Source organism: Variovorax boronicumulans NBRC 103145 (assembly GCF_001591345.1).
GTDB lineage: Bacteria > Pseudomonadota > Gammaproteobacteria > Burkholderiales > Burkholderiaceae_C > Variovorax > Variovorax boronicumulans.
The window spans coordinates 19865-40386 of sequence record NZ_BCUS01000009.1; the positions used below are offsets into that span (position 1 = coordinate 19865).

At 67.7% G+C, this 20522-nt stretch carries 20 protein-coding genes; 6 read left to right on the forward strand and 14 right to left on the reverse strand.

Annotated features, from left to right (window positions below):
- The first annotated feature begins 347 nt into the window (after positions 1-347).
- The 4 genes from VBO01S_RS04395 to VBO01S_RS04410 are packed head-to-tail and all read left to right on the forward strand — an operon-like array spanning position 348 to position 4293.
- Positions 348-935, forward strand: a complete 588-nt coding sequence (locus VBO01S_RS04395; RefSeq protein WP_062471207.1) for a TRAP transporter small permease — start codon at positions 348-350, stop codon at positions 933-935.
- Positions 932-2230 (forward strand): TRAP transporter large permease, encoded by a 1299-nt coding sequence (locus VBO01S_RS04400; protein WP_062471043.1) that lies wholly within the window; start codon positions 932-934, stop codon positions 2228-2230. Before VBO01S_RS04395 ends, VBO01S_RS04400 begins: the two co-directional genes overlap by 4 nt.
- 40 nt (positions 2231-2270) lie before the next feature.
- Positions 2271-3308 (forward strand): DctP family TRAP transporter solute-binding subunit, encoded by a 1038-nt coding sequence (locus VBO01S_RS04405; protein ID WP_062471046.1) that lies wholly within the window; start codon positions 2271-2273, stop codon positions 3306-3308.
- A 46-nt stretch (positions 3309-3354) separates the two neighbouring features.
- Positions 3355-4293 carry a nucleoside hydrolase gene (locus VBO01S_RS04410; RefSeq protein ID WP_062471049.1) on the forward strand — a complete coding sequence of 313 codons (939 nt, stop codon included), beginning with the start codon at positions 3355-3357 and terminating at the stop codon, positions 4291-4293.
- A 69-nt stretch (positions 4294-4362) separates the two neighbouring features.
- Here VBO01S_RS04410 and VBO01S_RS04415 read toward each other — a convergent pair whose 3' ends face one another.
- The 5 genes from VBO01S_RS04415 to VBO01S_RS04435 form a co-directional block, all read right to left on the reverse strand.
- Entirely contained in the window at positions 4363-5100 is a 738-nt protein-coding gene (locus VBO01S_RS04415) for an amino acid ABC transporter ATP-binding protein (RefSeq protein WP_056576214.1), read from the reverse strand.
- A 44-nt stretch (positions 5101-5144) separates the two neighbouring features.
- Positions 5145-5834, reverse strand: a complete 690-nt coding sequence (locus tag VBO01S_RS04420) for an amino acid ABC transporter permease (protein WP_062471052.1) — start codon at positions 5832-5834, stop codon at positions 5145-5147.
- A gap of 1 nt (position 5835) precedes the next feature.
- The gene (locus VBO01S_RS04425) at positions 5836-6567 is read right to left on the reverse strand and encodes an amino acid ABC transporter permease (RefSeq protein WP_062471055.1); all 732 of its coding nucleotides are present in this window, start codon (positions 6565-6567) and stop codon (positions 5836-5838) included.
- Between the two features lie 96 nt (positions 6568-6663).
- Entirely contained in the window at positions 6664-7563 is a 900-nt protein-coding gene (locus VBO01S_RS04430; RefSeq protein WP_062471058.1) for an amino acid ABC transporter substrate-binding protein, read from the reverse strand.
- 392 nt (positions 7564-7955) lie between these two features.
- Positions 7956-8945, reverse strand: coding sequence for a LysR substrate-binding domain-containing protein (locus VBO01S_RS04435; RefSeq protein WP_062471061.1), 990 nt, complete (start codon positions 8943-8945; stop codon positions 7956-7958).
- 61 nt (positions 8946-9006) lie between these two features.
- Between VBO01S_RS04435 and VBO01S_RS04440 the strand changes: the two genes are divergently transcribed.
- Complete coding sequence (locus tag VBO01S_RS04440) at positions 9007-10449, forward strand: amidase (protein WP_062471063.1); 1443 nt, start codon at positions 9007-9009, stop codon at positions 10447-10449.
- Between the two features lie 10 nt (positions 10450-10459).
- On the opposite strand, the gene VBO01S_RS04445 is transcribed toward VBO01S_RS04440, so the two are convergent.
- Complete coding sequence (locus VBO01S_RS04445; RefSeq protein ID WP_062471066.1) at positions 10460-11398, reverse strand: 2-hydroxyacid dehydrogenase; 939 nt, start codon at positions 11396-11398, stop codon at positions 10460-10462.
- 49 nt (positions 11399-11447) lie between these two features.
- Positions 11448-13283 (reverse strand): ABCB family ABC transporter ATP-binding protein/permease, encoded by a 1836-nt coding sequence (locus VBO01S_RS04450; RefSeq protein ID WP_062471068.1) that lies wholly within the window; start codon positions 13281-13283, stop codon positions 11448-11450.
- Between the two features lie 42 nt (positions 13284-13325).
- Between VBO01S_RS04450 and VBO01S_RS04455 the strand changes: the two genes are divergently transcribed.
- Positions 13326-13769, forward strand: a complete 444-nt coding sequence (locus tag VBO01S_RS04455) for an acyl-CoA thioesterase (protein ID WP_062471071.1) — start codon at positions 13326-13328, stop codon at positions 13767-13769.
- A gap of 7 nt (positions 13770-13776) precedes the next feature.
- Here the strand turns inward: VBO01S_RS04455 and VBO01S_RS04460 are convergent, their stop codons facing one another.
- The 7 genes from VBO01S_RS04460 to VBO01S_RS04490 form a co-directional block, all read right to left on the reverse strand.
- Positions 13777-14895 carry an ABC transporter substrate-binding protein gene (locus VBO01S_RS04460; protein ID WP_062471210.1) on the reverse strand — a complete coding sequence of 373 codons (1119 nt, stop codon included), beginning with the start codon at positions 14893-14895 and terminating at the stop codon, positions 13777-13779.
- Between the two features lie 195 nt (positions 14896-15090).
- A complete protein-coding gene (locus tag VBO01S_RS04465) occupies positions 15091-15855 on the reverse strand; it encodes an enoyl-CoA hydratase (protein ID WP_062471072.1) in 765 nt (254 codons plus the stop codon).
- Between the two features lie 153 nt (positions 15856-16008).
- Positions 16009-16599: a 2-hydroxychromene-2-carboxylate isomerase gene (locus tag VBO01S_RS04470; RefSeq protein ID WP_062471074.1), complete on the reverse strand. Its 591-nt coding sequence runs from the start codon at positions 16597-16599 to the stop codon at positions 16009-16011.
- 55 nt (positions 16600-16654) lie between these two features.
- Positions 16655-17401 (reverse strand): SDR family oxidoreductase, encoded by a 747-nt coding sequence (locus tag VBO01S_RS04475; protein WP_062471077.1) that lies wholly within the window; start codon positions 17399-17401, stop codon positions 16655-16657.
- Between the two features lie 4 nt (positions 17402-17405).
- Positions 17406-18245 (reverse strand): acyl-CoA thioesterase, encoded by an 840-nt coding sequence (locus VBO01S_RS04480; RefSeq protein WP_062471080.1) that lies wholly within the window; start codon positions 18243-18245, stop codon positions 17406-17408.
- Positions 18246-18277: 32 nt separating this feature from the next.
- Positions 18278-19183: an alpha/beta hydrolase family protein gene (locus VBO01S_RS04485; protein ID WP_062471083.1), complete on the reverse strand. Its 906-nt coding sequence runs from the start codon at positions 19181-19183 to the stop codon at positions 18278-18280.
- Between the two features lie 130 nt (positions 19184-19313).
- The gene (locus VBO01S_RS04490; protein ID WP_062471086.1) at positions 19314-20513 is read right to left on the reverse strand and encodes an acetyl-CoA C-acyltransferase; all 1200 of its coding nucleotides are present in this window, start codon (positions 20511-20513) and stop codon (positions 19314-19316) included.
- Positions 20514-20522 lie beyond the last annotated feature (9 nt).

The window sequence follows — 20522 nt, forward strand, 5'->3', positions numbered from 1 at the left end:
ATCCATCTGCAATCCGCCGCAGCGGTCGAACCGCCAACGCCACAGCCGCACTCATCGTGCGCAGGGCATCGGGTGCTCCTCGCAGCGAAATCAAGGAGGAGCCCGAAGGGCGGGGGACATTCGCGGAGGGGAGTACCCGGTGACCTGTGCACGCGCCCCCGACAACAGCGCCCCGAACAAAGGCCGCGAAGAGGCAGTCAACCAGCCGCCACAGCTAAGGAAACCCCCGATATATGAATGGTCATTGACCCCCTAGCATCGAGCGCTGCTCGCCTGTCAAGGTGTACGGATCGCGTCCTGGCGTCCGCCCGGTGACCTGGCGCCTGCCTCAGCTGCCCTTTCCTGCGATGACAACTCCTCCCGAGTCCGGCCCCACGCTGGACGCCGCCAGTCCCCTCCCCCCCGACATCGAAGCCGCCGACGAACCCACCAAGGTTCCCCTCGCCATCGAAGACTGGCTCACGGTCCTCATCATGGGCGCGCTGGCGCTCATCACGTTTGCCAACGTCATCGTGCGCTACTTCACCGACTCGTCCTTCGCGTGGACGGAAGAGTTCTCGGTGTTCCTCATGATCATGCTGGCGCTGGTGGCCGGCTCGGCCGCCGTGGCGCGCGACCGGCACATCCGCATCGAGTACTTCTCGGAAAGCGGCTCCATGGCGCGGCGCAAGCGCCTGGCGCAGTTCGGTGCGCTGATGATCGCCATCCTGTTCGCGCTGATCGGCGCGCTCAGCATCCGCATGGTCTGGGACGACTACCGCTTCGAGGAAACCACGCCCGGCATCGGCCTGCCCGCCTGGTGGTATTCGATCTGGCTGCCCATCGTGTCGTTCGCGATCGCGGGGCGTGCCATCGGCCTCATGGTCCGCCGGGGCCGCAAGACGAACTACAAGTCAGACGACGGCAACAGCAACAAGAAGGGCGACGCCAAGTGATCGCCACCCTGCTCTTCGTCGCCTTCGTCGTGATGATGCTGGTGGGCGTGCCCATCGGCGCCGCGCTCGGTCTGGCGGGCGCCGCCTGCATTGCGCTGGCCAACGCCGACGCGCAGTGGTTCGGCCTGCTGGCCGTGCCGCAGAACTTCTACGCCGGCCTGGGCAAGTACCCGCTGCTGGCGATTCCGATGTTCGTGCTGGTCGGCTCCATCTTCGACCGCTCGGGCGTGGCACTGAGGCTGGTCAACTTCGCCATCGCCATCGTGGGCCGCGGCCCCGGCATGCTGCCGCTGGTGGCGATTGCGGTGGCCATGTTCCTGGGCGGCATCTCGGGCTCGGGCCCGGCCAACGCCGCCGCCGTGGGCGCGGTGATGATCGCCGCCATGAGCCGCGCCGGCTATCCGGCCGCCTACTCGGCCAGCGTGGTGGGTGCCGCGGCGGCCACCGACATCCTGATTCCGCCCTCGGTCGCGTTCATCGTGTACTCGGTGCTGGTGCCCGGCGCCTCGGTGCCAGCGCTGTTCGCGGCCGGCATGATCCCCGGCGTGATGGCCGGCCTGGCGCTGATGATTCCGGCCGTGTGGCTGGCGCGCAAGCACAAGATGGGCGCGCTCGAATCGACGCTGCCGCGCCCGCCGTTCTGGAAGAGCTTTCGCGAAGCGATCTGGGGCCTGGCGGCGCCGGTGCTCATTCTGGGCGGCATGCGCGCGGGCTGGTTCACGCCGACCGAGGCGGCCGTGGTCGCCGTGTTCTACGGCCTGTTCGTGGGCATGTGCATCCACCGGACGATCAAGGTGCGCGACCTGTTCGTGATCCTGCGCGAATCGGGCGAGCTGTCGGCGGTGATCCTGCTGGTGGTGTCGCTGGCGGGCATCTTCGCGTACTCGCTTTCCACGCTGGGTGTCATCGATCCGGTCACGCGCGCCATCGTGAATTCGGGGCTGGGCGAGTACGGCATCCTGGCGCTCCTGATCCTGCTGCTGATCACCGTGGGCATGTTCCTGGACGGCGTGTCGATCTTCCTGATCTTCGTGCCGCTGTTGCTGCCCATCGTGCAGCACTACAAGTGGGACCCGGTGTGGTTCGGCGTGATCCTCACGCTGAAGGTGGCGCTGGGCCAGTTCACGCCGCCGCTGGCCGTCAACCTCATGGTCTCGTGCCGCATCGCCAAGGTGCGCATGGAAGAAACCGTGCAGTGGGTGGGCTGGATGCTGTTCTCGATGTTCGTGGTGATGGTACTGGTGATCGCCTTCCCCGAACTCGCGCTCTGGCTGCCGCGCAAGCTGGGCTACTGATTTTTTCGATCCATCGACAGACAAAGAGGAGACCTCTCTCATGAAATTCCGCCGCACCCTGCTGGGCCTTGCCGCCGTCGCCGCCACGCTCGGCCTGTTCTCGACCGGCGCAATGGCGCAGGCCACCTACAAGCCCGAGTACAAGATGTCGCTGGTGCTGGGCCCGCCCACGCCGTGGGGCCAGGCCGGGAAGATCTGGGCCGACCTCGTGAAGGAACGCACCCAGGGCCGCATCAACATCAAGCTGTACCCCGGCGTGTCGCTCATTCAAGGCGACCAGACGCGCGAGTTCAGCGCGCTGCGCCAGGGTGTGATCGACATGGCGGTGGGCTCGACCATCAACTGGTCGCCGCAAGTGAAGCAGCTCAACCTGTTCTCCATGCCCTTCCTGATGCCCGACTACGCGGCCATCGACGCGCTCACGCAGGGCGAGGTGGGCAAGGACATGTTCAAGACGCTCGACAAGGCCGGCGTGGTGCCGCTTGCCTGGGGAGAGAACGGCTTCCGCGAAATCACCAACTCGAAGAAGCCGATCAAGTCGCCGGCCGACATCAAGGGCATGAAGATCCGCGTGGTGGGCTCGCCCATCTACTCCGACATGCTCACCGCGCTGGGCGCCAACCCCACGCAGATGAGCTGGGCCGACGCGCAGCCCGCGCTCGCCAGCGGCGCGGTCGACGGCCAGGAGAACCCGCTGTTCCTGTTCACGGTGCTCAAGATGCACACGGTGGGCCAGAAGTTCGTCACCACCTGGGGCTACGTGGCCGACCCGCTGGTGTTCGTCGTGAACAAGGAAATCTGGGCCTCGTGGACGCCGGCCGACCAGGCCATCGTGCGCCAGGCCGCGCTCGATGCCGGCAAGCAGGAAATCGCCATCGCGCGCAAGGGCCTGGTCGAAGCCGACAAGCCCGTGCTGAAGGACATCGCGGCCATGGGCGTGACGGTGACCAACCTCACGCCGGCCGAGCGCGACGCCTTCGTGAAGGCCACGCGCCCGGTGTACGACAAGTGGAAGTCGACCGTCGGCGTCGACCTGGTGGCCAAGGCCGAGAAGGCCATCGCCGCGCGCGCGAAGTAAGCCGCGCGTTGCCATCGGTGGATCGGGGCGGCATGACAATGTCGCCATGCACACCCTGATCATCGACACGGACCCCGGCGCGGACGACGTGATCGCGCTGCTGTTCGCCCTGGCGGCGCCCGAATCGCTGGCGATTCAGGCGCTGACCACGGTGGCGGGCAATGTTCCCCTGGCCAAGACCTCGCGCAACGCGCGCCTGGCCTGCGAATGGGCCGGACGGCCGGAGCTTCCGGTCTACGCCGGCGCCGAGCGGCCCCTGCAGCGCACACCCATCTACGCCGCCAACATCCACGGCCGAGAAGGCCTCACGGGCGTGGCCGTGCACGAGCCCGCCGTACCGCTGGCCGAAGGCCATGCCGTCGACTACCTCGTGCGCACGCTGCGCGCTGCGCCCGAGCACAGCGTGACGCTCGCCATGCTCGGCCCGCAGACCAACCTCGCACTGGCGCTCGAACAGGCGCCCGACATCGTGCGCGGGCTGCGCGAGCTGGTGCTCATGGCCGGCGCGCATTTCAACGGCGGCAACATCACGCCGGTGGCGGAGTTCAACGTGTTCGCCGATCCGCATGCGGCCGAGGCGGTACTCAAGAGCGGGGTGCCGATCACGATGCTGCCGCTGGACGTGACGCACAAGATCCTCACGAGCGACGCGCGCATCGCGCGGCTGCGCCAGCTGGGCAACCGCGCCGGCGCGATCGTCGCCGACATCCTCGACGCCTACGCGCCGCAGGAGATGGCCCACTACGGCATGCCGGGCGGCCCGGTGCACGACGCCACCGTCACGGCCTACCTACTGCGCCCCGACCTGTTCCAGGGCCGCCGCATCCACGTCGAGATCGACAGCCGCGAAGGCATGGGCTTCGGCCAGACCGTGGCCGACTGGCACGGCAGCCTGAAGCGGCCCGCCAACGTGCAGTGGATCATCGACGGGGAGGCGCAGGGCTTCTTCGACCTGCTGACGGAGCACATCGCGCGGCTGCCCTGAACAAAGCGCGCCCATGAAAAAAAGCCACGCTGCGGACAGCGTGGCTTTTTGTTTGGGTGCGGCAGCGAATCAGTGCTGCAGGATCTTGTTCAGGAAGTCCTTGGTGCGCGGCTGACGGTTCTCCGGGTGGTTGAAGAACTCGTCCTTCGGGCAGTCTTCGAGGATCTTGCCGCCCACGTCGATGAAGATCACGCGGCTCGCGACCTTGCGGGCGAAGGCCATTTCGTGCGTGACCACCATCATGGTCATGCCTTCCTTGGCCAGGCTCACCATCACGTCGAGCACTTCGCCAACCATCTCGGGATCGAGCGCCGAGGTGGGTTCGTCGAACAGCATCACGATCGGGTCCATCGACAGCGCACGGGCGATCGCCACGCGCTGCTGCTGGCCGCCCGACAGCTGGCCGGGGAACTTGTCCTTGTGCGCCATCAGGCCCACGCGGTCGAGCATCTTCAGTCCGCGGGTCTTGGCTTCGTCGGGCGTGCGGCCCAGCACCTTGATCTGCGCGATCGTGAGGTTCTCGGTCACCGACAGGTGCGGGAACAGCTCGAAGTGCTGGAACACCATGCCGACCTTGGAGCGCAGCTTGGGCAGGTTGGTCTTGGGGTCGTGCAGCGGAATGCCGTTGACGGTGATCTCGCCCTTCTGGAAGGGCTCGAGCGCGTTCACGGTCTTGATGAGCGTGGACTTGCCGGAACCCGACGGGCCGCACACCACCACCACGTCGCCCTTGGAGATGTTCACCGAGCAGTCGTTGAGCACCTGCACCGGGCCGTACCACTTGGAGACGTTCTTGATTTCAATCATTTTTTCGGACATTTGTTTCTCTCCGGTTCAGTTCAGCCACTCAATCAGCGAATGATGGCGATTTTCTTGTGCAGGCGCTTCACCAGCCAGGAAAGGGCGTAGCACATGGCGAAGTACACGACCGCCGCCAGCAGGTAGGCCTCGATCGGACGGCCGAAGTTCTTGCCGGCCGTTTCGAAGCCCTTGAGCATGTCGTAGGCGCCGATGGCGTAGACCAGCGAGGTGTCCTGGAACAGGATGATGGTCTGCGTGAGCAGCACCGGCAGCATGTTGCGGAAGGCCTGCGGCAGCACCACGAGACGCATGTTCTGGCCGTAGGTCATGCCCACCGCCTGGCCCGCGTTCACCTGGCCGCGCGGGATCGACTGGATGCCCGCGCGCATGATCTCGGAGAAGTAGGCCGCCTCGAACGCCACGAAGGTGATCACCGCCGAAATCTCGGAGCGGTAGTTCGAGCCGAGCGAACCGAACATCGAATAGAACGACGCCGGCACCAGCAGGAAGAACCACAGGATCACCATCACCAGCGGGATGCTTCGCATGCCGTTGACGTACAGCGCCGCGGGCGCATCGAGCCACTTCTTGCCCGACAGGCGCATGAGCGCCAGGATCGTGCCGAAGATCACGCCACCAATGGTGGCCACCACCGTCAGCATGATGCTGAAGTAGAAGCCCTTGATGACGAAGTTGCTGATGACGTCCCAGTTGTAGAAGGACAGGTCGAGATTCATCATGTCAGTGTCCTCCGCCGCCAGCGCTGGCCGAGACGATGAAGCCCGGCACGCGGGTCTTCTTCTCGATGAACGCCATGAGCCGGTTGATGGCCAGGGCCGACACCACGTAGCACGCCGTCACCGCCAGGTAGACCTCGATGCCGCGCGAGGTTTCTTCCTGCGCCTGCATGGCGAACATGGTGAGTTCGGTGACCGACACGGCGAACGCGACGGACGAGTTCTTGAAGATGTTCATCGTCTCGCTCGTGAGCGGCGGGATGATGATGCGGTACGCCATCGGCAGGATCACGTAGCGGTAGTACTGCGGCGTGGTGAAACCCACCGCCATGCCCGCGTAGCGCTGGCCCTTGGGCAGCGCCTGGATGCCGGAGCGCACCTGCTCGGCGATACGCGCCGAGGTGAAGAAGCCCAGTGCCAGCACCACGAGGATGAAGCTCGGCACGCCCTTCATCACGGGGATGAGCGCCGGAATCACGTGGTACCAGAGGAAGATCTGCACCAGCAGCGGGATGTTGCGAAAGAGCTCCACCCATGCATTGCCGAAGCGCACCAGCCACGGACTGTCGGGCAGCGTGCGGATGATGCCGATCAGCGAGCCCAGCACCAGCGCGACGATCAGCGCCAGCAGCGCGACCGACACGGTCCAGCCCCAGGCCGAGAGCATCCATTGCAGGTAGCTCGGATATTCCCCCCCGGGGTCTTGCAGGAAGACCTGCCAATCCCAGTTTCCCATGTGTGTTTACTCCTTCAGCTTCTTTTCGAAAAACCGTCCCTTGAAAAGAAACGCCCACCGCGAAAGGTGGGCGTCCATTCACGCAGCGACGCGCGCTTATTCCTTGGTGACGTACTCTTCGGCCGGCTTGTCGTTCGGGTTGGCCCACGCGTTCTTGGTGGCTTCGCCCAGCGGCAGGTTGATGGTCACGTTGGCCGGGGGAATCGGCTTGAGGAACCACTTGTCATACAGCTTGGCGAGTTCGCCCGACTTGGCCTGTGCCTTGATGCTGTCGTCCACGGCCTTCTTGAAGGCCGGGTCGTCCTTGCGGATCATGATGGCGATGGGCTCCACGGCCAGCACGTCGTTCAGGATCTTGTAGTCCTTGGGCGACTTCGACTTGGCGGCCAGGGCAGCCAGGATCGAGCCGTCCATCACGAAGGCGTCGGCACGGCCGGTTTCCAGCAGCAGGAAGCTGTCGGAGTGGTCCTTGCCGTAGACCTCCTTGAAGGTCAGGTTCTCGGCGCGCTTTTGCTTGCGCACGGTCTGCAGCGGCGTGGTGCCGGTGGTGGTGGCGACCGTCTTGTCCTTCAGGTCGGCCAGCGAGTTGATGCCCGAGTTGGCCTTGACGACGATCTTGGTTTCTTCGACGTAAGTGGTCACGCCGAAAGCCACGTCCTTCTGGCGGGTGGCGTTGTTGGTGGTGGAGCCGCACTCGATGTCCACGGTGCCGTTCTGCACGAGGGGGATGCGGTTCTGCGAAGTCACGGGCTGGTACTTGACTTCGAGCTTCTTGCCGGCGGCCTTCTCCAGGTCCTTGATGATGTTGGCGCAGACGTCGTAGTGGAAGCCGGTGTACTGGCCATTGCCGAGCGTGTACGAAAGGCCGGAGGACTCACGCACGCCTTCGGTGATGGTGCCCGAGGCCTTGATCTTGGCCAGGGTGTCATTGGCCTGTGCAAAGGCGCCGCTGGTGGCGAGCGCTGCGACAGCCAATGCCAATACTTGTTTTTTCATACGAAAAGCTCCTGAGGGTGACTGAAACAAATAGAACGAAATTCTAGACACTCGCATTTTGCGGGATACCCGGACCAACCCGGTGCATTCCACGGGCATCGCCGCCCGCCTCGCACCGGCTGCGCCCATCGGGGCGCCAGCCTGGTGCAATCCAGACATTTCGCATTGTCCGACTTTCACTAAGCAGCCTTTGTGCCCGCGTTGGAGCGGCTGTGTGCGTGGTGCAAGCAGCGACCGGCGATCCCCGGCGTGCAACGGCCGAAAAAAACTGCCGCGACTGTAGTGGCGCCGTGGCCGGGCCGCCAATGCTGATTGCGGGGGGTCGTATGCGTGGTGCTTATAGATTGTGCAGCGCACAAATCCACAACCGTTCACCATTCACACTCGCCCGCTCACTGCGGCGGCTGGGTTCCAACCAGGTAGGACCACAGGGCGTCGGCCGTGCGCTTGGGCTGCAGGCTTTCGGACAGCCCGGCCCGGGCCGCCGAGCGGCCGGCGCCGCCCTTCACCGGGACCGGCGCGGTGGGCCGCTCGCGGTAGGCGCGGATTTCCATCTTGGCCTCCAGGCTGTCGATCTCGGGCGGCAGCGCGCTCACCAGCTTGCGCGCCTTGATCTCCTTGCGCACCGCGCTCTGCGGCAGGAAGGCGATGCCGTGGCCTTCGAGCGCCATCACCTTCAGGCCTTCGGCCATGTCGGTCTCGTAGACGCGGTCCAGGTGGATGGCGGTGCCCGACTCTTTCAGCAGCTGGTCGACCACGCGCCCGAGGTAGGCGCCCGGCGCATAGCCCAGGTAGGGCAACGGCTGGCCCGGGCGGCCCGGCAGCCGGTAGCGCGGCGCGCCCTCGGCATCGGCCTTGACCCAGGGGGCGACGGTTTCCTCGCCCAGGCTGACCATCTCGTACTTGGTGGCGTCCAGCTGCAGCGGCTGCGAGGGGTGGTGGTAGGCAATGAGCAGATCGCAGCTGCCCTCGACCAGCCGCAGCACCGCGTCATGCACGTTGAGCGCGATGAGCCGGCTCTTGATCGGCCCGAAGTGCTCGCGCAGGCTGGTGACCCACGAGGGGAAGAAGGTGAAGGCCAGCGTGTGCGGCACGGCGATCTCGATCACGTCCTGGCCGGCGGCCGAGTGGCCGCGCAGCATGGCGCGCGTGCTCTGCAGCGACTGCAGCATCTCGATGGCCTGGCTGTACAGCGTCTGGCCCGCGGGCGTGAGGCGCGTGGGGTAGGAGCTGCGGTCGACCAGGTCGGTGCCGGCCCATCCCTCGAGCGCCTGGATGCGCCGCGAGAACGCCGGCTGCGTCACGTGCCTCAACTGGGCCGAGCGGCTGAAGCTGCGGGTTTCCGCCAAGCTGATGAAGTCTTCGAGCCACTTTGTTTCCATACGCGGCGATTATGCGAGCGCCGCGCCATACTGGGCGCCCCCTCCTTTTCCCGCATGCGCCATGCCTTTCGACGACCTGCCTGAGCTCAGCGCCACCGAACTTTCGCGCAAGATCGCGGCCCGCGACGTGTCCTGCCGCGAGGTGATGCAGGCGTCGCTCGCCCGCATCGATGCGCTCAACCCGCGCTTCAACGCCATCGTCTCCCTGCGCGATGCGGCCCAACTGCTGGCCGAGGCCGACGAACGCGACGCCGAGCTGGCGCGCGGCGAACGGCGCGGCTGGATGCACGGCTTTCCGCTGGCCGTGAAAGACCTGAGCCACGCCGCCGGCCTGCCGACCACGATGGGCTCGCCGCTGTCGCCGCGTTCGCCCGCGCGCACCGACAGCCTGCATGTGGCGCGCATGCGCGCGGCCGGCGCCGTGGTCATCGGCAAGACCAACACGCCCGAGTTCGGGCTCGGCTCGCACACCTACAACACGGTGTTCGGCGTCACGCGCAATGCCTACGCGTCCGACCGCAGCGCGGGCGGCAGCAGCGGCGGCGCGGCCGTGGCGCTGGCCCTGGGCATGCTGCCCGTGGCCGACGGCAGCGACATGATGGGATCGCTGCGCAACCCCGCCGCCTTCAACAACGTGATCGGCCTGCGCCCGTCACGCGGCCGCGTGCCCGGCGACCCGGAGCAGGAACTCTTCTTCCAGCAGCTGGGCTGCGAGGGCCCGATGGGCCGCACCGTGGAAGACACGGCCCGGCTGCTGGCCGTGCAGGCGGGTTTCGACACGCGCGTGCCGCTGTCGTCGCCGCACGCCCTGCCCTCGCCCGACGACCTGCAGCTGGACGGCGACGGCCGCGGCCTGCGCATCGGCTGGCTCGGCAGCCTCTGGCCCGAGCTGCCGCTGGCGCCGGGCGTGCGCGAACTCGGCGAGCAGGCGCTCGGCACCTTCCGCACCATCGGCTGCGAGGTCGAGCCCTGCACGCTGGACGTGCCGCGCGAGCACAACTGGAGCGCCTGGCTGCGATTGAGGCAACTGCTGGTGGGCGGCAAGCTCGGCGCCTACCTGAGCGACCCGAAGCTGTTCGCCCAGCTCAAGCCCGAGGCGCAATGGGAGATCGAGCAGAGCCGGCACCTGGACGCCGCCTCGCTGTACCAGGCCTCGCACTACCGCTCGAACGTGTACCGCGCGTTCCTGAAGCTCTTCGAGCGCTTCGACTTCGTGGTCGCGCCGACGGCGCAGGTGTTCCCGTTCGATGCCGAGCTGCACTGGCCGGCCGAGGTGAACGGCGTGAAGAGCGACACCTACCACCGCTGGATGGAGATCGTCACGCCCTTCACGCTGGCGGGCCTGCCCACGCTCAACGTGCGTGCGGGCTTCGGCGACGGCGGGCTGCCGATGGGGCTGCAGCTGGCGGGGCCGATCCATGCCGACCTCGACGTGCTGCGGCTGGGCCATGCCTACGACCAGGCCTGCGGCTGGGCGGCGCGGCGCCCGCCGGCCCTGTCCTGATCGGTTCTGATCAGATCGGCGTGAGCACGCCGCGCCCCGCGAAGTGCCCTTGGGCGTTCGCAAGGAAGTGGTCCACCGACTTCTGCGTGGCCTCGGGCGACCAGCCCGCCATGTGCGGCGTGAGCAGCACGTTGTCCAGACCGATGAGCGGCTCGGGGCGCTTGGGTTCGCTCTCGTACACGTCCAGGCCCGCGCCCGCGATGCGGCACTCGCGCAGCGCCTTCGCCAGCGCCTGGGTGTCGACCACGCTGCCGCGGCCGATGCTCACGAGATAACCCTGCGGCCCCAGCGCGTCGAGCACCTCGGCGTTGACCAGGTGCTTGGTCGCCGGCCCGCCCGGCGCGGCCAGCACCAGGAAGTCGGCCCAGGTGGCGAGCGACTTCAGGTCGTCGAAGTAGCGGTGCGTGGCGCCTTCGCGCGGCTTGCGGTTGTGATAGCCGATTTCCATGTCGAAGGCCGCCGCGCGCTTGGCGATCTTCTGGCCGATGGTGCCCAGCCCCAGGATGCCGAGCTTCTTGCCCGACACGTTCGGCGGCTGCGGAATGGCTTCGCGCCACACGCCTTCGCGGCACAGCCGGTCGAGCGTGCGGAACTCGCGCACGATGCTGATCAGCAGGCCGAAGGCATGGTCGGCCACGCAGTCGTCGTTGGTGCCCGCGCCGTTGGCGGTGGCGATGCCGCGTGCGCGCGTGACCTCGAGCGGCACGCCTTCGTAGCCCGCGCCCATGCAGCAGACCAGTTCGAGCGCCGGCATGGCGTCGATCTCGGCGGGCGTGAGGCCGATGACGCCGATGGTCAGCACCGCGCGGAACTTGGGGCCGTGCTCGGCGATGGCGGCGGCGCGCTGCGCGTCGCCGAAGGCGTAGGTCATGTCGTAGACCTCGGCAATCTGGGCCTGGTGGGCGCTCGAGAGGCTGTTGAGCACCAGCAGGGGAATCTTGGTCGACACGTCTGAACTCCTGGGGTCGGTGAAAAGAAAGAAGGGGTGAATGATCGGGCTAGAGCATCGGCACTGCTTCGCTCTTCTGCAAAGCCCACATCTGGGCATAGCGGCCCTGCTGGGCCAGCAGATCGGCATGCGTGCCGCGCTCGACGATCACGCCCGACTCGAGCACCAGGATCTCATGCGCCTCGACCACGGTCGAGAGGCGGTGCGCGATGACCAGCGTGGTCTTGCCCTGCGCGGCGCTGCGCAGCTCGGACTGGATCGCGCGTTCGTTGGCCGAGTCGAGCGCCGAGGTGGCCTCGTCGAAGATCACGATCGGCGGGTTCTTCAAGAGCGTGCGCGCGATGGCCACGCGCTGCTTCTCGCCGCCCGAGAGCTTCAGGCCGCGCTCGCCCACCGTCGTCTCGTAGCCCTTGGGCGTGGCGGCGATGAAGTCGTGGATGCGCGCGGCGCGCGCCGCCCCTTCGACCTCGTCGCGCGTGGCGCCGGGGCGGCCGTAGGCGATGTTGTATTCGACCGTGTCGTTGAACAGCACCGTGTCCTGCGGCACGATGCCGATGGCGCGGCGCACGCTGGCCTGCTGCACGGCGCGGATGTCTTCGCCGCCGATGGTGATGCGGCCCTGCTGCACGTCGTAGAAGCGGTACAAGAGGCGCGCCAGCGTCGATTTGCCCGAGCCCGAGGGGCCGACCACCGCCACCGTCTTGCCGGCCGGGATCTCGAAGCTCACGTGCTTGAGGATCGGGCGATCGGGCTCGTAGGCGAAGCTCACGTCCTCGAAGCGGACGGTCGAGTCGGCGCCCGCCAGCGGCTGCGCGCCGGGCGCGTCGCGCACCTCGCGCTCCTTCTCCATCAGCACGAACATCTTGTCCAGGTCGGTCAGGCTCTGCTTGATCTCGCGGTAGATCACGCCCAGGAAATTGAGCGGAATGTAGAGCTGGATCATGAAGGCGTTGACCATCACCAGGTCGCCCAGCGTCATGCGCCCTTCGACCACGCCCGAGGTGGCGCGCCACAGCATCAGCACCAGGCTCACGGCAATCAGCAGCTGCTGGCCGGTGTTGAGCATGCTCAGCGTGCGCTGGCTCTTGATGGCGGCCTTGCGGTAGCGGTCGAGGCTGGCGTCGTAGCGCCTGGCCTCGAACTCCTCGTTGTTGAAGTACTTGACGGTCTCGTAGTTCAGCAGCGAATCGACCGCGCGGCTCTGGGCCATGGAGTCGAGCTCGTTCATGGTGCGGCGGAACTGGGTGCGCCACTCGGTCACGGTGACCGTGAAGACGATGTACAGCACCAGCGCCGCGCCCGTGATCCACACGAACAGCGCGTCGAACTTCACGCCCAGGATGGTCAGCACCAGCGTCAGCTCGATGATGGTGGGCACGATGCTGTACAGCGACATCGAAATGAGCGAATGCACGCCGCGCGTGCCGCGCTCGATGTCACGCGTCATGCCGCCGGTCTGGCGCTCCAGGTGAAAGCGCAGGCTCAGCGCATGCAGGTGGCCGAACACCTGCAGCGCGATGCTGCGCGCCGCGCCCTCGGTGGCCTTGGCGAAGATCAGCTCGCGCAGCTCGTTGAAGAGCGAGGTCGAAAAGCGCAGCAGCCCGTAGGCCACCAGCAGCGCCATCGGCACGACGAGCAGCGCCTGCGCCATGTCGGGCTTGGGCGTCATCGTGTCGACGAGGTTCTTGAGCAGCACCGGCACGCCCACGTTCGCCACCTTGGCCGCGATCATGAAGCCGAGCGCGGCGATCACCCGCCACTTGTACTGCCAGAGGTAGGGAAACAGGCGGCGCAGGGTCGCCCAGTCGGAACGGTCGGAGCGCGCGGGCGGATGGCCGCCGGGCGCATGGGGAGAGGAGGAAAGGGCTTCGCCGCTTCGGCGCATGGGGGACAATCGTGGGTGTTGTTGTTGCTTCAGATTGTGCCCATGTCCTCCCCTTCCAGTGCCGCTTCCGCCGCAGCGGCCGCCGCCGCCACCCTCAAGAGCCTGCCCACCGACATGGAGCTGGTGCTCAAGGTCATCCCGATGCCGGCCGACTGCAACGCCAACGGCGACATCTTCGGCGGCTGGGTCATGGCGCAGTGCGACCTGGCCGGCTCGGTGATCCCGGCGCGCTACGCCAAGGGCCGCCAGGCGACGGTGGCGGTCAACGAGTTCATCTTCAAGCAGCCGGTGCGGCTGGGCGACATCCTCTCGTTCTATTCGAAGCTGGTGCGCTTGGGCCGCACCTCGATCACCGTGACGGTCGAGGTGTTCGCCGAGCGCTTCCGCGCCCAGGGCGAGTACATCAAGGTGACGCAGGCCACCTTCACCTACGTCGCGATAGACGACAACGGCCGCCCCCGTCCCATCGAACAGCCGGCGGCCTGAGCCGCCTTCAGGCGACGCCCATGCCGGCGTCGCGCACGCGCTCGAAGCACTCGAACTCGCGGTTGATCCAGCGCGCGTCGCGCCGCTCCACGCGGCGGATGTAGACCGACTGCACCACGTCGCGCGTGTGGGCGTCGATCTCGACCGGCCCGCGCGGGCTGTCCAGCCGCAGGCCGCGGAACGCATCCACCAGCCGCTCGACGCCCGCCTTGCCGCCGCGCGCGCCCGGCGCGCTCAGCGCGGCGTCGATGGCCGCGAGCCCGTCGTGCGCCGCCACGGCGAAGTAGCCCGGGCGCAGGTGGCTGCCGTACTCGGTCTCGAAGGCGCCCGCGAAACGCCGATTGGCCGGCGACTCGTGGGCAAAGGAATAGTGGTGGCTGGTGACCAGCCCCTCGGCCAGTTCGCCGATGCCGTCCAGGTAGTGGTCGTCGGTGGCGTCGCCCGTCGCGAGCAGGCGGATGCCGGTGTCGGCCATGCCGCGGTCGCGCCAGAACTTCAGGAAGATGGCGGGCATCTGGCCCGAGGGCAGGAAGAAGAACACGGCCTGCGGCTTGAGCTCGCGCAGGCGCAGCATGTAGGCCGAATAGTCGAGCGTGTTCAGCGGCACGCGCAGCATCGCGCCCACGCGCCCGCCGCCCGCGGTGATGCCGGAGACGAAGGCGCTCTCGGCGTCCACGCCCGAGGCGTAGTCGGCCACCACGGTGCACACGTCGCGCAGCCCCTGCTGCAGCGCCCAGCGCGCCAGCGGCGCCGTGACCTGCGCGATGGTGAACGACACCCGCACCATGAACGGCGAACGCCCGGGGATGCCCGAGGAGGCGGCGTTCATGATGACGGTCGGCACGCGCGCCTGCGTGGCGACGGTGCCGACGGCGTAGGCGTTGGAGCTGAAGTCCAGCCCCGTGAGCAGGTCGACGCGCTCGCTCTCGATGAGGTCCTGCGCCTGGCGCCGCGCCTGTTCGGGCGCGCTGCCGGGCACGTCGCGGCGCAGCAGCTCCACCGGCCGGCCCGCGATCTGCTGCTTGTGGTCGGCCAGCCAGACCGCCATGCCGGCGTCGAACTGGCGCCCGCCGCCCGCATAAGGCCCCGACCACGAACCGATGACCCCGATGCGCAACGGCCGCACACGCGCCAGCACCAGCGAGGGCGCCGCGAGCGAGCCCGCGAGTAAGCCCAAAGCATGCCGGCGCGTCGGCCCGAATGCTACTTTTTCAGTAGCACGCATCGCCCGTGTGGCGGGCGCTGTGGGCGGGTTGATGTCTGGAGCAGGCACGAGGAACAGTGTACGCAGCCACCGTCCGCAGGCAAGTCCACGGAAGGCTTAGACCTTCGAGAAATCGGGCTTGCGCTTCTCCATGAACGCACCGAAAGCCTCCTTCGCGGCCGGCTCGCGCAGCATGCGACCGAAGCTCGCGCCTTCTTCGCCCATGCGTTCGAGCACGGCGGGCATCTGCGTCTTCTTCAGCAGGCGCTTGGTTTCGATCAGCGCGCTCAGCGGCTTGGCCGCGAGCTTGCGCGCCTGCGTCTGGGCGATGCCATTGGCTTCGGTCGGCGGCACCACGCGGTTGACCAGGCCCACTTCGAGCGCGGCCTCGGCCATGAAGGGCTCGCCCAGCAGCAGGGCTTCGGCGGCGCGGTGGTAGCCCAGCATCTGCGGCACGAGCAGGCTCGATGCGGCCTCGGGGCACAGGCCCAGGTTGACGAAGGGCATCGAGAAGGCCGCGTTGTCGCCCGCGTAGACGAGGTCGCAGTGGAACAGCATCGTGGTGCCGATGCCCACGGCCGGGCCGCACACGGCCGCGACGATGGGCTTGGGGAAGGTGGCGATGCCGCGCAGGAAGCGGAACACCGGCGACTCCTGCGTGGAGGCCGGGCCGTTGAGGAAATCGCCGATGTCGTTGCCGGCGCTGAAGATCGTCGGGTCGCCCTGGATCAGCACGCAGCGCACGGCGGCTTCGCTCTCGGCCGTGGCGAGCGCGTCGGCCAGCGCGGCGTACATGCTGCTGGTGATCGAGTTCTTCTTGTCGACGCGGTTGAAGGTGATGGTCATCACGCCGGCTTCGGTGTGGACGAGGATGTCGCTCATGGGATTTCCTTGAAACAAAAAATGGACAACGCCACGCTCATCGAGCGTGGCTCCTTCGGGAGACACCGCGGAACCGGCTTTGCCGGGCCGCAGGTGTCGCCCCCTGCAAGGGGGTTGGCGGCCACACGAAGTGGGCAAGCCTGGGGGTGTGCATCAGATCAGCGATTCGCGGACGAAATCGAGGCGGTCCTGGCCCCAGAACATCTGGTCGCCGACGAACATGGTGGGGGCGCCGAACACGCCGCGCTCCACCGCCTCCTGCGTGACCGCCTTGAGGCGGTCTTTCACTTCCTGCGCGCCGGCCAGCGCGAGCAGGCCCGCAGCGTCGAAGCCCGCATTTTGCAAGACGGCGCCGACGGTCGCGGGGTCGTTGAGGTTCTTCGGCTCGACCCACATTGCATGGAACACCGCGTCGATGTAGGCGCCGAAGCGCTCGGGCATCTGCATCTGCACGCCGGTGGCGCCGCGCATCAGCAGCAGCGTGTTGATCGGGAAGTGCGGGTTGTGCACGAAGGGCACGCCGTAGCGCCTGGCGAAGCGCTGCAGATCGGTCGTGAGGTACGGGCCCTTGGCCTTGATCTCGGCGGGCGAATGGTTGCCCGTGGCCTGGAACACGCCGCCCAGCAGCATGGGCTTCCAGACCAGCTCGGCGCCGGTGTCGGCGCACACGTGCGGCAGCTGCGTGGCGGCCAGGTAGGCGGCGGGGCTGCCGACGTCGAAATAGAACGCGACGGATTTCGTCATGGGTGTCGTCTCCTTGGGGCTGTGCGTCGCGCCGCGATGCGAAGCGCGGCGCCGGTCAGAACTTCTCGGACCAGGGGCGCAGGTCCAGCTCGTGTGTCCACGCATCGCGCGGCTGCGCATGCAGCATCCAGTAGCTGTCGGCGATGTGGTCCGGGTTCAGGATGCCGTCGCTGTCCTTGAGCGCATAGCGCTCGGGGAAGTTGCTGCGGATGAACTCGGTGTCGATGGCGCCGTCGACCACGACGTGCGCGACGTGGATGCCCTGCGGCCCCAGCTCGCGCGCCATCGATTGGGCCAACGCGCGCAGGGCCATCTTGGCGCCCGAGAAGGCACCGAAGTTGGCGGCGCCGCGCAGCGAGGCCGTCGCGCCCGTGAAGATGATCGTGCCGCGATGGCCGCCGGCGGGCATCTCGCGCGCCACCATGCGCTTCGCCACTTCGCGGCCATTGAGGAAGCCCGAGAAGCAGGCCATCTCCCACACCTTGAAGTACTTGCGCGCGGATTCGGTGAGGATGCTCTCCGGCACGTTCGCGCCGATGTTGAACACCATCACCTCGATCGGCCCGACAGTCGATTCGATCTGCTCGATGAGCGCCACCACTTCTTCTTCCTTGCGTGCATCGCAGGCGAAGGCGTGGGCCCGGCCGCCGTCAGCCTCGATCTGCGCCACCAGCGGCTGCAGCTTGTCGAGGCTGCGCCGCGTGACGCAGGTGGCGTAGCCCTCGCGCGCGAAGCGGCGGGCGATGGCGCCGCCAGTGGCATCGCCCGCGCCGACGATGAGAGCGGTCTTGGTGAGCGTCATCGCGTCATTCCTTGTAGTAGACGATCTGGTTGGACGTGGCCAGCAACGCGCCCTTCTCGCTCCACAGCTGCGCCTTCTGGTCGAAGAAACCGTTGAAGAACTGCTGCCCCGCCGCGCAGCCCAGCAGGTAGCCCGTGCCGACCTCGGCCAGCTCGGCGGCGCCGACATGGAAGTAGGTGGTGATCGACACCGTGCCCGCAGGCACGTGCGTGGCGCGGCGCAGCCACACGCGCGGGTAGAACACGTCGCTCAACGCGGCGAGCGAGGCGAAGTCGAGCGGGCGGGCCTGCGCGTCGCGCACCCACAGGCGCGTTTCGCTGTGCTGCAGGCTGCCGTCCCACTTGGCGGGAATGCCACCGCTGAAGGGGCGCATCTCGTACTGCTCGAGCCAGGCCACGCCCGACGGGCCGATGCGGATGCGATCGACGGCCTCGGGCTTGGGCGCCTCGGGCATCGTGAGGTCGGCCTGGCTCCAGGTGTCGCGGCGCGCGGCCGTGACCACGGTGGCGGTGGTCGTCATGTTCGCGGTGCCGTCGGCGCCGGGCTGCGTGATCGTCACCGTCCAGTGCTGCGTCGAGCGGTTGGTGCGCACGGCGGTCGCCTGGATGTCGAACGCGCCCTCGCCGAGCGCGGCCGCGTAGTTGACGGTCAGCGCGATGGGCGTGCCGAGCAGGTCGGGGTGCTGGAGCACCGCCTGCAGCGCCAGCGCCGCGGTGGTGCCGCCGAACGGGCCGACCATGTTCCAGTAGTCGGGACTCGTGGTGCCCGTGAAGTGCCCCACGCGGATGTCGCTGTGGTGCAGGGCCAGGGCTTTGTCGAGGGGGTGTGGGGTCGTGCTGCTCATGGTGATCGCCAGTGTGCCTGCGGAGGATGACGTCACGCAGTCGTGTGCGGGACGTTGGCGTGCTGCACTGCCGCAGGCGCGGTCAGCGCGGCAAGCCGGTGCAGCTTGTCGAGCGTGCTCGGCCACAGGCTCTGGCTGAACTGCTCGCGGAAGAAACCGAAGTGGCCGATGCGCCGCGCCTGCACGTCGGCCGGCGCGATGCGCTCGACCGCGCTCGGCGCGCCTGCGTAGAAACTCACGAGGCTGCGCGTGCCGGCGTGCGTCATCAGTTCGTCGTCGGTCATCGAGAGCGCGAGCACCGGGAAGCGCACGCGCGCATAGCTTTGCAGCGCGGGCTCACCCTCGGCGCCCACGCTGTAGCGCGGGTTCAGGCACCAGCGGCGCCATTGCAGGATCACGCCGCGCGGCAGGTCGCCGACCTTCTTCAGCTTGCGGCCGGGGAAGTAGCCCCACAGGCGCGTCGCCAGCGGCACCAGCACGAACCAGAAATACAGGATGCTGCGCCGCAGCTTCGGCGCGTTCTCGCGCCAGTAGCCGCTGCCGGCCGCGATGCTCACGAGGCCGTCGACCTGCCCGGGCCGCTGCAGGAAACCCGGCAACTGCGCGCCGAGGCTGTGGCCCAGCAGGTACAGCGGCTGGTCGGGCAGCGCGGCCTTGGCGGCGTCGATCACCGCCTCGTAGTCGCGCGCCCAGTCGAACAGGTCGGCCTGGAAACCACGCAGCGGCGCATCGCCGAGCGAGTCGCCGCTGCCGCGGTAGTCGAAGGTCCAGACCCGCAGGCCCTGCCCCGCGAGCCAGTGCGCGAAGGGCTCGTAGAACGACTGGCGCACGCCCATCGCACCGCCGATGACGATGCTGGCGCGCGGAGCGCCGGCGGGGTCGTAGCGGCGCACCGCCACGTGGGCGCCGGCGTCGACCGGCAGAACCTGCTGTTGCATGCCCTTCTCCTCAAAACAGACACGGTCCCCTCGCGAGACACCGCGGAACCGGCTTTGCCGGGCCGCTGGTGTCGCCCCCTGCAAGGGGGTTGGCGAAGCGACACGAAGTGCGCGAAGACTGGGGGTTAGCTCAAACCCTTTCAAAAATGCCCGCTGCGCCCTGCCCCATGCCCACGCACATCGTGACCATGCCGTACTTCAGCTTCTCGCGGCGCAGCGCGTGCACCACGGTGGCCGCGCGGATCGCGCCGGTTGCGCCCAGCGGGTGGCCCAGTGCAATGGCGCCGCCCATCGGGTTGACCTTCGACGGGTCGAGCCCCAGCGTGTTCATCACCGCGAGCGATTGCGCGGCGAAGGCTTCGTTGAGTTCGAACCAGTCGATGTCCTCGTGCTTCAGGCCGGCATAGCGCAGCGCGGCCGGAATCGCCTCGATCGGGCCGATGCCCATGATGTGCGGCGGCACGCCCTTGCTCGCGAAGCTCACGAAGCGCGCGAGCGGCGTGAGGCCGTACTGCTTGATGGCCTTCTCGCTGGCCAGGATCAGCGCGCCCGCGCCGTCCGAGGTCTGCGAGCTGTTGCCGGCCGTCACCGTGCCGCGCGCGGCAAACACGGTGCGCAGCTTGGCCAGGCCTTCGATGCTGGTGTCGGGGCGCGCGCCTTCGTCCAGGCTCACGGTGCGGGTCTTGGCGATCGACTCGCCGGTTTCCAGGTTCGGCGTGCGGTCGGTCACTTCGATCGGCGTGATCTCGTCGGCGAACTTGCCGGCGGCCTGCGCGGCCAGTGCCTTCTGGTGCGAGGCCAGCGCGAACGCGTCCTGCGCCTCGCGGCTCACCTTCCACTGCTGCGCGACCTTCTCGGCCGTGAGGCCCATGCCGTAGGCGATGCCCACGTCGCCTTCGCGCTCGAAGATGGAAGGCGACAGCGAGGGCGAGTTGCCCATCATCGGCACCATGCTCATGCTCTCGACACCGGCCGCGATCATCACGTCGGCCTCGCCGACGCGGATGCGGTCTGCCGCCATCTGCACGGCCGACAGGCCCGAGGCGCAGAAGCGGTTCACGGTGATGCCGCCGATGCTGGTGGGCAGACCCGCCAGCACCGCGCCGATGCGCGCGACGTTCAGGCCCTGCTGCGATTCGGGAATCGCGCAGCCGCAGATGATGTCTTCGATGGCCTTGGGGTCCAGGCCCGGCACGGCAGCGAGTGCGGCCTTCAGCGTGGTCGCGAGCAGGTCGTCGGGACGGTAGTTGCGGAAGTAGCCGCGGTGCGACTTGCCGATGGGCGTGCGGGTGGCGGAGACGATGTAGGCGTCTTGTACTTGCTTGCTCATGAAATCTGT

Bases quoted from the DNA above. Each gene is read 5' to 3' on its own strand.
- VBO01S_RS04395 (WP_062471207.1), top strand. From the start codon at position 348: ATGACAACTCCTCCCGAGTCCGGCCCCACGCTGGACGCCGCCAGTCCC.
- VBO01S_RS04405 (WP_062471046.1), top strand. From the start codon at position 2,271: ATGAAATTCCGCCGCACCCTGCTGGGCCTTGCCGCCGTCGCCGCCACG.
- VBO01S_RS04410 (WP_062471049.1), top strand. From the start codon at position 3,355: ATGCACACCCTGATCATCGACACGGACCCCGGCGCGGACGACGTGATC.
- VBO01S_RS04415 (WP_056576214.1), bottom strand. From the start codon at position 5,100: ATGATTGAAATCAAGAACGTCTCCAAGTGGTACGGCCCGGTGCAGGTG.
- VBO01S_RS04420 (WP_062471052.1), bottom strand. From the start codon at position 5,834: ATGATGAATCTCGACCTGTCCTTCTACAACTGGGACGTCATCAGCAAC.
- VBO01S_RS04425 (WP_062471055.1), bottom strand. From the start codon at position 6,567: ATGGGAAACTGGGATTGGCAGGTCTTCCTGCAAGACCCCGGGGGGGAA.
- VBO01S_RS04430 (WP_062471058.1), bottom strand. From the start codon at position 7,563: ATGAAAAAACAAGTATTGGCATTGGCTGTCGCAGCGCTCGCCACCAGC.
- VBO01S_RS04435 (WP_062471061.1), bottom strand. From the start codon at position 8,945: ATGGAAACAAAGTGGCTCGAAGACTTCATCAGCTTGGCGGAAACCCGC.
- VBO01S_RS04440 (WP_062471063.1), top strand. From the start codon at position 9,007: ATGCCTTTCGACGACCTGCCTGAGCTCAGCGCCACCGAACTTTCGCGC.
- VBO01S_RS04450 (WP_062471068.1), bottom strand. From the start codon at position 13,283: ATGCGCCGAAGCGGCGAAGCCCTTTCCTCCTCTCCCCATGCGCCCGGC.
- VBO01S_RS04455 (WP_062471071.1), top strand. From the start codon at position 13,326: ATGTCCTCCCCTTCCAGTGCCGCTTCCGCCGCAGCGGCCGCCGCCGCC.
- VBO01S_RS04465 (WP_062471072.1), bottom strand. From the start codon at position 15,855: ATGAGCGACATCCTCGTCCACACCGAAGCCGGCGTGATGACCATCACC.
- VBO01S_RS04470 (WP_062471074.1), bottom strand. From the start codon at position 16,599: ATGACGAAATCCGTCGCGTTCTATTTCGACGTCGGCAGCCCCGCCGCC.
- VBO01S_RS04475 (WP_062471077.1), bottom strand. From the start codon at position 17,401: ATGACGCTCACCAAGACCGCTCTCATCGTCGGCGCGGGCGATGCCACT.
- VBO01S_RS04480 (WP_062471080.1), bottom strand. From the start codon at position 18,245: ATGAGCAGCACGACCCCACACCCCCTCGACAAAGCCCTGGCCCTGCAC.
- VBO01S_RS04485 (WP_062471083.1), bottom strand. From the start codon at position 19,183: ATGCAACAGCAGGTTCTGCCGGTCGACGCCGGCGCCCACGTGGCGGTG.
- VBO01S_RS04490 (WP_062471086.1), bottom strand. From the start codon at position 20,513: ATGAGCAAGCAAGTACAAGACGCCTACATCGTCTCCGCCACCCGCACG.